Source organism: uncultured Fibrobacter sp., assembly GCF_937877005.1.
GTDB lineage: Bacteria > Fibrobacterota > Fibrobacteria > Fibrobacterales > Fibrobacteraceae > Fibrobacter.
Genome location: NZ_CALEFV010000317.1, coordinates 1 through 13,992, shown reverse-complemented (window position 1 = coordinate 13,992; position 13,992 = coordinate 1). Strand labels below are relative to the sequence as shown.

13 protein-coding genes are annotated in these 13,992 nt (G+C 51.5%); 12 read left to right on the top strand and 1 reads right to left on the bottom strand.

What is annotated here, in order from left to right; translation table 11 throughout:
• The 7 genes from Q0628_RS13985 to Q0628_RS13955 form a co-directional block, all read left to right on the top strand.
• A partial coding sequence (locus Q0628_RS13985) for a carbohydrate-binding protein (protein WP_298772005.1) occupies positions 1 to 1,658 on the top strand: 1,658 nt, incomplete at its 5' end.
• Positions 1,659 to 1,726: 68 nt separating this feature from the next.
• Entirely contained in the window at positions 1,727 to 3,601 is a 1,875-nt protein-coding gene (locus Q0628_RS13980) for a GDSL-type esterase/lipase family protein (protein ID WP_298772003.1), read from the top strand.
• Between the two features lie 2 nt (positions 3,602 to 3,603).
• Complete coding sequence (locus Q0628_RS13975; protein ID WP_298772001.1) at positions 3,604 to 5,349, top strand: GDSL-type esterase/lipase family protein; 1,746 nt, start codon at positions 3,604 to 3,606, stop codon at positions 5,347 to 5,349.
• 124 nt (positions 5,350 to 5,473) lie between these two features.
• Complete coding sequence (locus tag Q0628_RS13970) at positions 5,474 to 6,400, top strand: TIGR02147 family protein (RefSeq protein WP_298771999.1); 927 nt, start codon at positions 5,474 to 5,476, stop codon at positions 6,398 to 6,400.
• The gene (locus tag Q0628_RS13965) at positions 6,393 to 8,621 is read left to right on the top strand and encodes a right-handed parallel beta-helix repeat-containing protein (protein ID WP_298771998.1); all 2,229 of its coding nucleotides are present in this window, start codon (positions 6,393 to 6,395) and stop codon (positions 8,619 to 8,621) included. Before Q0628_RS13970 ends, Q0628_RS13965 begins: the two co-directional genes overlap by 8 nt.
• Positions 8,622 to 8,638: 17 nt before the next feature.
• The gene (locus Q0628_RS13960) at positions 8,639 to 8,947 is read left to right on the top strand and encodes a hypothetical protein (RefSeq protein WP_298771997.1); all 309 of its coding nucleotides are present in this window, start codon (positions 8,639 to 8,641) and stop codon (positions 8,945 to 8,947) included.
• A 115-nt stretch (positions 8,948 to 9,062) separates the two neighbouring features.
• The gene (locus Q0628_RS13955; protein ID WP_298771995.1) at positions 9,063 to 9,983 is read left to right on the top strand and encodes an NAD(P)-dependent oxidoreductase; all 921 of its coding nucleotides are present in this window, start codon (positions 9,063 to 9,065) and stop codon (positions 9,981 to 9,983) included.
• On the opposite strand, the gene Q0628_RS13950 is transcribed toward Q0628_RS13955, so the two are convergent.
• A complete protein-coding gene (locus Q0628_RS13950) occupies positions 9,984 to 10,856 on the bottom strand; it encodes a geranylgeranylglycerol-phosphate geranylgeranyltransferase (RefSeq protein WP_298771993.1) in 873 nt (290 codons plus the stop codon).
• Between the two features lie 62 nt (positions 10,857 to 10,918).
• On the opposite strand from Q0628_RS13950, the gene Q0628_RS13945 reads away from it, so the two are divergent.
• The 5 genes from Q0628_RS13945 to Q0628_RS13925 all read left to right on the top strand — a co-directional run.
• Positions 10,919 to 11,212: a hypothetical protein gene (locus tag Q0628_RS13945; protein WP_298771992.1), complete on the top strand. Its 294-nt coding sequence runs from the start codon at positions 10,919 to 10,921 to the stop codon at positions 11,210 to 11,212.
• On the top strand, positions 11,205 to 12,422 hold the full coding sequence (gene rsgA, locus Q0628_RS13940; RefSeq protein WP_298771991.1) for a ribosome small subunit-dependent GTPase A: 1,218 nt from the start codon (positions 11,205 to 11,207) through the stop codon (positions 12,420 to 12,422). The genes Q0628_RS13945 and rsgA overlap by 8 nt, the downstream gene beginning before the upstream one ends.
• Before the next feature lie 30 nt (positions 12,423 to 12,452).
• Complete coding sequence (locus Q0628_RS13935; RefSeq protein ID WP_298771989.1) at positions 12,453 to 12,842, top strand: hypothetical protein; 390 nt, start codon at positions 12,453 to 12,455, stop codon at positions 12,840 to 12,842.
• A gap of 5 nt (positions 12,843 to 12,847) precedes the next feature.
• Complete coding sequence (locus Q0628_RS13930; protein WP_298771987.1) at positions 12,848 to 13,453, top strand: hypothetical protein; 606 nt, start codon at positions 12,848 to 12,850, stop codon at positions 13,451 to 13,453.
• Positions 13,454 to 13,485: 32 nt separating this feature from the next.
• Positions 13,486 to 13,992, top strand: a 507-nt coding sequence (locus Q0628_RS13925; protein ID WP_298771985.1) for a nicotinate-nicotinamide nucleotide adenylyltransferase, incomplete at its 3' end; no start/stop codon positions are given.

Below are 13,992 nucleotides of genomic sequence, written 5' to 3'. Positions count from 1 at the left end.
ATGTTCACGAAGAAAAGCAGAATGCGTATAGTGAAGAATACCGCGACAAGGATGGCAAGGTCATCTGGGGAACGACGCAGACCCAGGCTGGAAATGTGGACAATGGCCGTGGCATGGCTGCCGATGTCGATTCCACGAATCGCGGCTTCGAAATGTGGTCGGGTACCAGCGGTGGAATGCGTACCGTGAAGGGGACTCTTTTGCATGAGACGAAGCCTTCGGTCAATTTCCGCATTTACTTTGACGGTGACTTGCAGGATGAACTGCTGGAGTCCACGGGCAGCGGCGGCAGTGGCGGAAAAATCGAAAAGTGGAATTCCAGCAAGAAGACCGTCGACCGCTATTTCAGTTTCTACGAAGTGAATAACTCGACTCTGAACAACTATACCAAGGCGAATCCCTGCATTGTGGCCGACCTGTTCGGCGACTGGCGCGAAGAATTCATTGCGCGTTCCAGCACGGATCCTTCGACGATTACGATTTTCCAGACTCCCGTGACGACTCCGCACAGGCTCTACACGCTGATGCATGACCCGCAATACCGCGTGAGTGTCGCCTGGCAGAATGTTGCCTATAACCAGCCGCCCCACGTGAGCTACTACCTGCCCGACATGGTGAAGAACTTGAAGAAACCCGACATTTACATGCTCGGCACCGAAGGTGTCGCGGGCCTCGCTCCTTCTATTTCGAAGGTGGGCGATGGGCTTGAAAACCAGGGAATCCTGCTGGGAAATGCAATCGAGAGCTTCGGCTACAAGTTTATCGGCTGCGACGGCGTGAAGGTGACGGGACTCCCGAAGGGCGTGACTGCGAAGGTGGAGGGCTCGACCGTGACCATTTCGGGAACCCCGACCGAAGCGGGCGTATTTGCCTACACTGTCGTGACCGAAGGTGGCGAAGGCGATGCCGCATCTGCGAAGGGCGTGCTCTCTGTTGCCGATCCGGGAAATGCTGAAGAAGTTGCGACGAAGAAGGAGGCCTCCAAGGTTGATGCTTCTACGCCGGATGCGGGAATCGGCTGGTCCGAGACGACCAATACGGGCTTTGTCGAGAAGGGATACTTCAACTTCGACAATTCCACCGCAAGCTACGGGACATGGAACCTGTATTCCGAACATACCGCTTCAACCACCATCAGCATCCGCTTTGCAAACGGTGGCAGTGCCGCACGTGACATGGAACTCGTGGTGAACGGAGTCAAGGTAGGGACAGTCTCTATGGATGCGACCGGCGGCTGGACGACTTGGCTTACGACCGATGTGAAGATTGACTTGGCAAAGGGACTCAATACGATTACGCTCAAGTCGACGACGGCCGATGGTGGCGCGAACGTGGATATGTTCTACTTCGATATCGAAGGCGTGAGCGCCTATGCGGGCCAGGTCGACGAGCAGACCACGATAAAGCCTATTGCAGCTTCTGTGCGTGGAATGGTGTTCGACCCCTCGACGGGTGTGTTGTACACCCCGAAGGCAGGCCTTGCTGAAATTTACTTCTACGACATGTCCGGTGCGATGCGCCTGGGCATCTCGAAGAATGTTTCTGCGGGATCTACAGCGATGGCACTCGACCAAGAACTGCTCCCGAAGGGAATGTACTTGGTGAAGGTTAAACTTAACGGAAAGGCTATTTTCGCAAAGAAATTTGCGAAGCAATAAAACACCTCACTGCCTAGCCCTGGTCTTTCGAGTGTTGGACTGGGGCTAGGCAATTTAGGGTCTTGGTTATGAAGATGTTTAATAAAATCTGGCAATCTGCCGTAATCGCATCGATGGTCGTCGCTCCGCTCACATGGTCGGCAGTGACCATCTACATGTGTGGTGACTCCACCATGCAGGACTGGAACGAAGGCTACTATCCCAAGCAGGGACAGGGCCAGGATTTTCATTTCTGGTTTGACCCGACCAAGGCGGCGGTGGTGAACCGCGGTCAGGGCGGTATGTCGCTCGGTGGCGGCGGCAAGGACAAGAAGGGCAATACCGCTGTCGGCTATTACGACATGTTCTTCAAGAAGGGCTGTTCTGCCGGTAATTGCATTGCCGAAAAACTTCAGGCGGGCGATTACGTCGTAATTCAGTTCGGTATCAATGACGTGAACTACAGTACTGAAGAATTCTTTGCTTCGAATATGAAGAAGATGGTGAGCGATGTCCGCGCAAAGGGCGCTTATCCGATTATCATGAGCCCGATTCGTCGTAAGTATTACGATTCCCCGACGCAGATTCATAACAGCTACCGCGGCTACCCGGCGCTGAACAAGAGCCTTGCCGAAGAACTCAACGTGCCGTTTATCGACATGAGCGAGATGGTCGCGAACTACATGATTTCTGTGGGTGAACGCTATGCGGAACAGTATGTCTTCAACTATGCGACCAAGTCTGAATACAGCAACTTGGGAAGCGACCAGACAGACGCCGTGCATTTGCAGATGAACGGTGCGAATGCTTTCGGGCGCATTATTACCGAACAGATGCGTGCGCATACGGACCCGATCGTGAAAAAGCTCGGTGACTACATGGCGCCCATGTACCAGGTGAGTGTCAAGGTGAGCCCCGAAGGTGCCGCAGAAGCGACTTCGATCAACGCCTATTACCCGAAGGGCATGACCGTGATGCTCAAGACCATCCCGAAGGATGGCAAGAAGTTCTTGGGCTGGTACGACGGCAACGGCAACAAGGTTGGTGCTCCGAGCCGTTCAAACGTGAAGTCTCCGTACATTCATACGTTTGTGATGGGGAACGCCTCGACGCAGTTCACGGCGGTTTACGAAGGTGGAACGGCGCAGAAATATACCGGCGACGGTGCTGCGTTAACCGCGTTCCCGACCACAACCCCGAAGAGCCTCGACGATGTGACGTTTGTTCCGTTTACCCCGATTGAAGGCAGCACGCTTGATACGGTGAAAATTGACAAGGATATCAAGAAATTCTTTGATGCAAGCACTCCGGATACGGCTGGAATCGGCTGGACTCAGAACGAATGGACTGGCTTTACGGGCGAAGGCTATTACAATCTGGATAATACGAATGCTTCGTTTGCCACATACAAGGTTAAGTTCCCCGGCGCAGGCTACGTGACGCTTGCCGTGCGCTATGCAAACGGCGGATCGTCGGACCGTATGTTCAACGCTTATTTGGACCATGATTACCTTGTGAGTGCGCCGCCGACGGGTGGCTGGGACAAGTGGGATACAGCCTATGTGGTGATGGATGCCCCGCAAGGTGAAGCTGAACTCAAGATTATGTCGCTTACGAGCGATGGCGCTCCGAACCTGGATGCCTTCGGTTTCAGCATTGACGGTGTGTGCCGCGTGGGCGAGGAATGTCCCATCGTCAAGGATTCGACTGATACATCGACGGCAATTGTTGCACCAAAGGCGATGCATTCCGAATTTGCCCGGCTGAATGGTAGCGTTTTGAAATTGAATGGTTCTGAAAACGCCCGCGTCGATATCTTTGATATGCGCGGTCGACTGGTGGCCCATAAGATTGCCCTCGGTGAAATCGATTTGGCAAATCTCGTGCGTGCAAATGGCCTGTATCGAGTGATTGTTCAGAAGGGCAGTGCTAAATTTGTCGCCAACTACGCAAAGGTGAGGTAGATATGAAGGGAGTGTTTAAATACTTCATCGTCGCCGCCGTGTTCGCGGGCGTTGCCGTGAGCGATTCCACGAGTTTCAAGGTTCACGTGATTGGCGACTCTACGGTCTGTAACTACAAGGACAATGCCTACCCGCAAACGGGCTGGGGGCAGATTCTGGGGAGCTTCTTTGACGGTTCCCGCGTCCAGGTTGTGAACTACGCTATCGGCGGTCGCAGTTCCAAGACGTTTGTGCAGGAAGGCCGCCTGGACGAAGTGAAGAAGAATCTCCAGAAGGGCGATATCATGATGGTGCAGTTCGGCCATAATGACCGCTATTTTGGAAGTAAACCCCGTGAGGTCCCGTTTGATTCGTTAGGCTACTGGTTGCAACAGTATGCTGATGTGGCTAAGGGTGCGGGCGCAACTCTAGTGTATGTGACCCCGATGAACATGAACATGGGGGCGAATGGCCGCAATATCTTTACTGAATACAACGTTGTCGGCAAGATGGAGGAACTTGCCAAGAAAAACGGCGCCGTTTATGTGAATCTGAACGCAAAGTCCTACAATGCCTACAGCAAAAGCTGGGACCCTGCGTATGTTTCCCGCTACCAGTTCAAGATGTTCCTGAAGGGAGAATACCCGAATTACAAGGATGGTGTCACCAACGATGGGACGACGCACTTCCAGGAATCTGGCTCTATTGCGCATTGCCAGTGGATTGCCGAGGAACTTGAAAGCGCCCTGAAAAACGAATCGTACATTTCTGCCGATAATAAGGCGAATTTGACACAGCTTGTGTCTGCCCTCAAGCCGCGTTATGCCTTTACGGTCAAGGCGAATGTTTCGAACAGCAAGGGGCTCATTACGCATAATCAGCAACTTCCCGGCGGCGCTCCTCTTACTTTGCATGTAAGCCCCGGAAGTTTTGGCAAGAAGTTCGTTGGCTGGTACGATGACGACTGCAATAAGCTTTCTGCCGATTCGAACTACTACGGCAAAAAGACCCTCTACCGCGCGGCAACCTATACGGCTGTCTTTGACGGTGGTCCCGCCTGTCAGCCGACTTCGCACGGTGAAGAAGGCTCCGGTGACAATCCGACGTCTTCTAGTTCCGTGGGACCGGAATCTTCGGCCTCTATTGACACGGCGCTCTGTTTTACGGGTGTTGCCGACGAAGCCTGGCCTTCTCCGATAGACATGGCTAGCCCCGAAGCGGGGGATGGTTGGACCGAGGCGAATCATGAAGGCTTTACGGGGCAGGGCTTCTTTAACTTTGACAACTCCGCCTACAGCACGGCTACTTACAATGTGACTTCGGACCAGTCTGCATCGAACGCCCGTGTAATGATTCGCTATTCGTTCCAGGGAAATACGGATCGCGATATGAAGCTGACTGTCGATAATGGTGAGTACGATGTGACATTCAAGTCTACCGGAAGCTGGGACAAGTGGGATACCGCTTACGTCGAGGACGTGTGGGTGGATGCTCTTGACTTTAAGGTGAAACTGGCTTCTGCTTCGGCAGACGGCGGCCCGAATATCGACATGATTGCCTTCGACATCAAGGGCGTCTACCGCACGGGATGTAAGCCGGCCAAGGTTGAAAATGATGTTTCGGACAATCCGCCGGCATTGATCGCTAAACGGGGGCGGGCTGTTTCGAAGAAACGCGATGGACGTATGTACAATAGTCTTGGACGCGTTGTCCCGAAACAGGGAAAATCCGTGTCGAAACCGTCTAAGGGGCGTTATTTCTCTAGGTAGTGTCAGGTATTCGGTGTAATTTGTTCCGCTTGAACGTGGGATAAATCACCTTTGAGATAATTCCTTGGAATGTAGACTTTTTTAAGGTTAAAATGTGGACACTTTTTGCTATATTTAAAGAGTAATGATAGACCTTTTTGAATATTTGAATTATCGTGAATTTTTGCGCGATGCCTACGAAGAACGCCATAGTTGCGATTGGCGCTTCAGTCACCGTTATATTGCTGAACGTGCTGGTTTCGATGCGTCGATGTTTAACAAAATTTTGCAGGGTAAGCGCAATCTGACAAGTCGTCTTATTTCGGTCTTTGCCGATATCTTTTGCAATGATGATCGTGAAAAGGCGTATTTTGCTGACATGGTTGCCTTCAACCAGGCAAAAAATCATTCCGAAAGTCGCCAGTATCTGGAAAAACTCGTAGCTACCAAGGAATGCAAGGTCGAAAATGTAGCGAAGGACCAGTTCGAGTATTTTGATCATTGGTATCATGCCGTTATTCGAGAACTTGTGACATTTTACCCCTATGTTGGAGACGATGCCGCGCTTGGTCTCATGGTGCGTCCGCCGATAACCGCTTCGCAGGTACGTTCTTCAATCGCGTTGCTGGAACGGCTTTCGATGATCCGCAAGAATGAGAAAACCGGTTTTTACGAGCAGACGCAAGGCCTGATTTCGAGCGGTTCCGAATCCTATAGCACGGCGGTGAACTCGTATATTCAGCAGAATCTCGGTGTCGCCCAGGATGCGATGGACCGATTTAATCGTGGAGAGCGCAATCTTTCGACGCTGGCCTTTGCCTGCGACGAAGATACCTATAAGGAACTGGTGGAAATGGTCCGCCGTTTCCGTCGCGAGGTGCTTGCCAAGGTGGGCCAGTGTGCCAAGCCGAATCGGGTATTTCAGTTGGGTATGCAGTTGTTCCCGCTTTCGGATCCTTATCCTCCTCCGCAGCGTCGGGGACGTAAGCGCCGCATTCGCGCACTTGAAATGAACGAAAATGCGGGAGAGGCTTGTGAGTCGGAAATTTCTGGGGAGGGCGAAAATGACTAGGCGAATTTTTATGTCGGCTACATTGAACCTGGTCTGTTCGGCGGCTTTCTTGTCGGCTGTCCTTTCGGGCTGTTCCGAAAAGAAGGATGTTGCTGGTGGTACCGAGGCTGAATCGACGATTGCCTTGCAGGTGCAGATGGCGGATGGAAGTCCTGCAGCCTTTACGCGAGTGCGAGCCCTTCCGGTGGGCTATTTGCCCGATGGATTGACCGAAGCGGAATGGACCGAGACGGACGAAAACGGTTATGTGGCATTGCCGAAGGATCCTGGCGTGTATACGGTGGAAGCCCGTAATGTGAACGATTCCTTGGCGACTGGAGCCGTGTTCGTGAAAAATTTGGAACGAAGCGAGACTCTTGTTTCCGACACGCTTTCTCTTGGAAATTTGTCCAAGATTGAAGGCTATGTCGCTGCTGGACAGGGACCTTCCGTGGTGCGTATTGCTGGTCTGGAACGCTTTATAACGCCTGACAGTTCAGGACATTTCGTAATTGATTCGTTGCCTCCAGGAAATTTTGAGATTTTTATTGAAAGTCGTTCGAATCGTGGCTCCGTCACGCTGCAAGCTAGTGCGGGTGAGGCTGTTCCAGAGGTGAGTCTTGGCCAGGCGCGCGGCTTTGCTGTCGAGAACTTTGAGTCGTTCAGCGGCATTTCTGCGACGGGTAAGATTCTTGGAGATGGCTGGTGGTATACACTCGATGTGGGTGGAAAAAACTTGATGCCTCTGTGGGATGAGTCTCTGACGAAGACCTATTCGGGAAGTGACGGCTGTGCATCGGGTGGTTGTGCTCGCACCACGAATCGTCTCGGATTCTTACTGGGAGGCTACAAGACCAGTTATGAGCTCCCGGATTTGGATACGCTCATGTTCTCGGCGCGCGGTAATGGCACATTGCGCGTTGCGCTTGCTTATGGTGGCGTGTCGGAAGGTGATTCTGTCGAGAGCGGGCTTGAATACGAAGTTTCTCTTTCCAAGGTTTGGCAGGGCTATGCGATTTCCGTGGCCGATATGACTCCTTACGGCGACGCGGTGCCCAAGAAAGGCAAGGCTACGAAAATTATCGTGAGTCGCATTGATTTTGGCGTACAGAAGGGGGATACCGTATTCCTCGATGACGTATTCCTCGGTGGTATAGACGAGGAGTCCCTCGGCAAGGTCGCAACGGACCTCGATGTCGATACGACCGCATATCCTGCTGACTGGAATGATCATAAAGCGCTTTTGGCCGAAATAGCTGGCTATGCCGAAGGGACTCTCGGAGCTGCAGGCGTGACCGACAGTTCGGGTGAAATTACTAAGGCTGAGGGTGAAATTTGCGAGGTGACGACGACGGATGATTTCGTAATAGTCGAGGACACGACGAAGATCGATTCTGCGGGTTCCTTTGAAACTACGGCCGTGGTGGCGCCAGGCTCCTTGCGCGAATGTGCGTCAAAGGATGGTCCGGTGTGGATTCTCTTTAAACATAGTGGTACCTACAATTTGCAGTCTCCGCTTCGCCTTAAAACGGACAAGACAATTGATGGTCGTGGCCGTGATGTCCGTATTACTGGCATGGGAGTTCTTACGAATGAATCGAGTAACATTATCTTCGAAAATCTGACCTTTACGAAACCCGCCATTACGGTTCTCGATACGAGTTCTCGTCGTGCGCTTTCAATTCACAACAAGTCGCACCATATTTGGGTGGATCATTGTACTTTCGAGGAATATCCGCTGGTTGAATTGGACATCAAGCGTGGTTCGCATCATGTGACGGTATCGTGGTCTCGTTTCGAGAATGCGCAGACAGGAATCCTGTTTGGGCTGGAGCCGTTACTGTTCGACGAAAGGGGGCAAGTCTTTACGATGCATCATAACTATTTTGCAAACATGGGGCATTCGGCTGCCTTTGCTCGGTCGGGAAGAATCCATGCATATAATAATTTCTTTATGGATTTGGCGAATTACGGTATCGAATGTACCGACTCGGCAAATTGCTACATCGAAAGGAATGTGTTCAATATCGATAGTCCCGTGTCGTTGTATCGCCTGTTTGCGGATGATGGACCCGTTGATTCGACGGTTGGATTTGTGAATATGGTTGAAAACTGGTATGCGGTCGAGGCCAATGAACTTGCGGGGGATGCTCGTGGTTACGAGCCCGATTATAAGTACGATGCCGATAGGGCCGATGCGGACCTCGCCTGGAAAGTCAAGGAACATAGTGGTCCCAGATAATTTTGTATCTTAGAGTCATGAAAGAAAAGTTACCGGCATTCATCTTCATGCTTGCAATACCGCTTTCGATCGTACTCTACCTCAAGGTCGTTGCGTTTACAGGATCGGAAATTCTTGCGGCGGTTGCTGCTGTCGCATCTTATTTAGCCGTCTTTTTCTTGCTGGCCCTGTTCTTCAATTCTCGTGAGAAAGGAAGCGGAAAGACAATTTCAGTTCTGGATTCTCTTTTTGAAGAACAGAAATCGAAGGCTGAACTCGCTCGCGAAGAAATCCTGCGCAAACAGAAAGAATTCGAAAAACGCAATTCCGAAAGTCCAGAAAAATAAGTATTCGCTAGCAAAAAACGCAATTATTGTACACGTTTGTAATCTCTTTTTTGTTGGGGAGAGTTGCACGCTTCCCAGAAGGTTTGTATTTTACTAAAAAAAAAGAGGTGTTAATATGCGTGTATTTGTTACCGGTGGTACAGGCTTTATTGGTCACTATGTGGTCAAGGCCCTTCTCGAAAAGGGACACGAAGTTGTTATTGCGACTCGTCACCCGAACAAGGTTCCGACCCTGAAGTCCATGCCGAATGTGACATTCGTTGAATGCGCTTTGACGGATTTTGAACTGATGGCAGAAGGTCTCCAGGGATGCGAAGCCTGTATCCACATTGCTCTCGGTTGGGGAGAAACTCCGACTGCCATGATGATGAACGATACGCGTGCGACGGTAAACTTGCTTGAGTCTGCTGCCAGGGCGGGTTGTCAGAAGTTTATTTACACGAGTAGCACTGCCGCAATGGGCCGTATGCGTCCTGTGATGCGCGAGGTGACTAGCAACCTTCCGATGGACCTTTATGGAGCGACCAAGGCCGCGGGTGAAGCGTTTGTCCTTGGTTTTACTCATGGTTATGGGACTCAGTTCCCCGAAGTCAAGATGAAGCGTAATATCATTCGTCCGGGGTATACGTTCGGTAATCCCGCATGGCCGGATGGATGCAGTCAGCCGGATCGACGTTTCTTTGATATGGCGCGAGCCGTCAAGGAAAATCGCGATATTAATATTATAAAGAACGATGGAACGCAGTTCATTCACGCAAGCCAGCAGGCGAAACTCTATATGAACTTGATCGAGTCCGACAAGAACGAAGAAATTTTTCTTGGTTTAGGTGAAGTATGGATGAGTTGGAAGGAAATCGCTGAAATGATGCTCTCCCTGAAGCCAGGAACCAAGTCCAGAATTGTCGAAACGGATCTTGGCTGGGGCGATGACCCGATGCTCTTTGACGTAAGCAAAATCAAGGATCAGTTCGGTCTCGCTTTCGATGCCCATGAGTTCATGATGGACCATGTCAAGTGGACCTTTGACCAGGTATAATTAGCAGCTGACAATTAAGGCCACGAGGCCTGCAAACATGGCTACCTTCACGAGTTTCTGGGCTCGACGGTAGCTTTTTTTGTGCGCGTAGGCGATGATTGCTGCTGTGGTAGGCGTGATGGCTATTCCTGCAACGATTAGGAACATTGTGGGGTAGTACCCTTGCATGACGGGCAGCGGTAAAATAGCCCAGCAGAAAATGCAGATGAATCCGGCGAGACGCCTTGCGGTGGGAGCGCCCGCAATTAGCGGAAAAGTCATGATGCCCGCCTTGAGGTCGCCGGTTTCGTCTTCCAGATCCTTGTAGATTTCGCGGGCAGTTGTCAGTAAAAATGCGAACAACATGGCAGGATAGAGAAATCCAATTTTGTCGTTGATTTCCATTGAAAAATCTTCGGTTTCGCTAATGCCTGCGGGGTAGAGCAGACAAAGGATAAGGGGCGTCACGCAGAGAAGGCCTACGCTCATGTTCTTGAGCAGAGGAATGTGCTTGAGCCACTTGTTGTAGGCGACCAGAAGCGCGCTGAGTAGCACAAAGAAAATGGCCGCGGTCCAGTTTGTGCCAGAAACGATGCTGTCGGCGATACCGCAGACAATTGTCAAGACGAGAAAAATGATCCATGCCCTCCGCGCCGTCGCTACCGAAACCTTTCCGCTTACCAGCGGACGCTCTGGACGGTTTAGACGATCGCTGTCTAGGTCCCAGATGTCGTTCTGGATGTTCGCAAAGGCTATTGCAAATGCAAAACCGAGCGTCTGTAAAATGAGGGATTCCCAGGAAATGCCCCCTTGCTGGACTGGCATGAACGAAAGCAGGTAGTAGCCGATAGAAAGCGTCACCATGGCGATGACGATGTTTACGGGTCTGGACATTTTGAAAAGGTGCAGGAGCATGGTATAAATATAGATACTCTTTTATTTTCTATCTTTAGTCCATGCCTTTTTTTACCAAAAGCAATCTTGTGGACTTGCGGGCGGAAGCCGAGCAGCTTTCGATTTGCGTGGAGCATTTTCTTTATGCGTCCGAGCGCGTTGTCGAAGGAGATTATAAGACCAAGGGCTTTTACGATAATTGTATCGAAAAGTGCAATGGTCGCTTGAAGGCGATTCACTTTTTGATGGAGTCCATTCGTCAGAACAGGCCCGTTTCGGAAGAAGAACTAGAAGAAACTTTGCCGGATTTTCTAAATTGCAAGAAAACCGATAAAGAAAAAAAGCGTAATGCTTGATAACGAATTCGAAGAAGAATCCGCTCCGCTTCGTCGCGTAAAGCCGACCCGCCGCGATCACCGCAGCAGGCGTATCGACGTGATGCGTGAATTGGAATCGGGCGTGGTAGACGAGCGCCCGGTCAAGGAGCGTTTCAGTCGCGAATTCAAGAATCCCCGCATCAAGAAAATCAAGGACCCGCTGGAAAAAATCGACGAGAAGGATTGCGTCGAGGGCCTGGTGGTCGAAGTGCACCGAAGAACATGTGAAGTTCGGTTAGATTCTTCGACTACGCCTAACGGCTTCGCTCAGAATGACACCCTTCCTACTTCCGACGCTCTACCGTCTACTGTTACTGCCATGTATCGCGCGACGACTTCGAAGGCGCTGGGGGAATTCCCGGCGGTGGGCGACCGCGTGCTTTTGGGGCAGGTGAACGAAGACGAGGACAGTGGCGAAGGTGTCGGTTCGCAGAAGTATTGCGTGGTGCGCGTGCTCCCGCGAAAGAGCGAACTCAAGCGCCCTGGCCCCCGCGACAGTTTTAGGCGTAAGCTCACCCTGGCCGCAAACATTGACCAGGTGGTGATTGTGGCGAGCGTGACCCAGCCGGAGTTCAACTACGGATTCATGGACCGCTTTTTGCTGGCGGCGAACCTGAACAATCTGCCGTTCGTGCTGGTGCTCACCAAGATGGATTTGTTGCCGAACGGCGAGGCCGACCTGACCGACGATATCCGCGACTTCATGAGCATCGTGGACAAGGTGATTCCCGTAAGCGTGAAGTCGGGGGTAGGCCTGGAACGCCTGCGCGAAGAACTCCTGGGCAAGTCGTCTGTGTTCAGCGGGCAAAGTGGTGTGGGCAAGTCGACGCTGGTGAACGCCCTGGTGCCGGGTGCCGAACTCGAAACTGGCGCCGTGCGCGAACGCGACGGCAAGGGAAGGCATACGACGACCTCTTCGAGCCTGTTTGATTTTCCGGGTGGCGGCTACGTGATTGATACGCCAGGGATCCGGAGCATCGGTCTTGCGAACGGCGAAGACGATATGGATGGCGAAACGTTGGCGAAGATTTTCCCGGGATTTTTCGAGGGCGACTTGTTTACCTGCAAGTACAGCAACTGCAAGCACCTGAAGGAGCCGGGCTGCTCGGTGCGCGAGGCGGTAGAATCGGGTAAGCTTTCGTATGCCCGCTATGCGAGTTATTTGAGAATTTTGAATTCAAGGAACTGAGGTTTGGGAGTAATGGATATTGCGTTAAAAATGACTCTGGTCGCGTCAATTGTGCTGATGGGGTATAACCTGCATCAGTTGATGACCTCCTACGAGGCCATTTGCGAGAAGGTTAAGGAGTTCAAGTCGCTTGCGCAGGAGAATCATTCGGATGAGAGTTCCGTGCGACGCTCGAACTTTATCTTGACGGGAGTCCTTTCGCTTGTCTTTGTGACCCTGATATACTTTTCAGGCCTTGCCTATTGGATTGTAGGTGTTGTTTTGGCTAAAATGGTGGCTTCGATGGTTCTTTCGCACCTTGAAATTTCGCAAATTTTCAGGGAGGAATCGATTCGCCCGAAGTTCTTCAAAATGACCAAGGTGGATGCAGCGGTGAATGTGCTGGTTGGCCTCGGTATCGCGGTTATTTCTGTTTCGTGAGGTATATGATGCGGAAAATCCTGTCCTTGTTGCTATTATGCTGCTCATTAGCCTTGGCTCAGGCGGATGTCGCTGCCGCTCCTGCTGCGGCTCCTGCGCAGACATCCGCTGCCGGCGGACCGATGCTTTCGGGTATTCGCGCTCCGCTGGTTCTAGGGGGGGCGCTTGGCTTTGGATCGGGAACGGGAGTCGGTTCCGACCGTGGAATTGGTCTGAGGCAGATTGAGCCATTGATTGGCATCTGGTATCCGGGACTCGGTTACCTGAGGGTCGGGTACGGTATGTTCGGTTACAAGGAAGATGCCGATGATGGAGATGACTATGAGGTGGATCATTCCGAAATGGATTTCGAACTGGGGCTTCAGTTTTTTGGGGATATGTACCTGATGGGGAATTATTCTCGCGTCAAGGAACTTTCGGACCTGGGCGATGTGGCCTGGAACGAATGGGGCCTTGGGATTGGTTCGGTATTCTTTATTTTCTCTAGGACGCTTCTTTTTGCTGAAGTCGGTTATCGTTGGGTGCTAAACCATTACGATCCGTTCCTAGATAAGAATGTGGATGGAGGACGTCTGCAACTGAATATCGGATTTGCCGTATACGCTATCTAAAAATGTCGTATTGAGGATTTAGCTTGTCTGAAATGAAGAAGAATGTGGCGGTGATGGGTGGTGCGTTTGATCCGGTTCATATGGATCATATTCGCGTCGCGAAGACCTGCATTGAAAGAAATTTTTGTGATGAGGTCTGGTTTATGCCAAGTCCAGACCGCTGGGACAAGACTTTGTGCGCGACTCCCGAGCAGCGCTTCGATATGCTTGAAATTGCCATGGAAGGGCATCCGCAAATGATTCTCTCGGATCTAGAAATTGAACAAGGGGACTTTCGCGGTTCGTACGTATTTCTGTGTGGACTCAAGGAAAAGTTTCCTGATGTGAATTTCCGTCTGCTCACGGGGGCGGATACCTACGACAATATTCCGCATTGGCGTGATCCGATGAATTTTTTCGGGACAAACTACAATGGTCATTTGCTTTTGCGTGATATTGAACTAATTGTCTTTGCGCGTAGGGGGTTCCCGAAGCCCGATATCGTGGCGCATAAGGCGAAGGGGTATGCGGACCTGCTTTGGCTTGGACCCGAAGAGGGT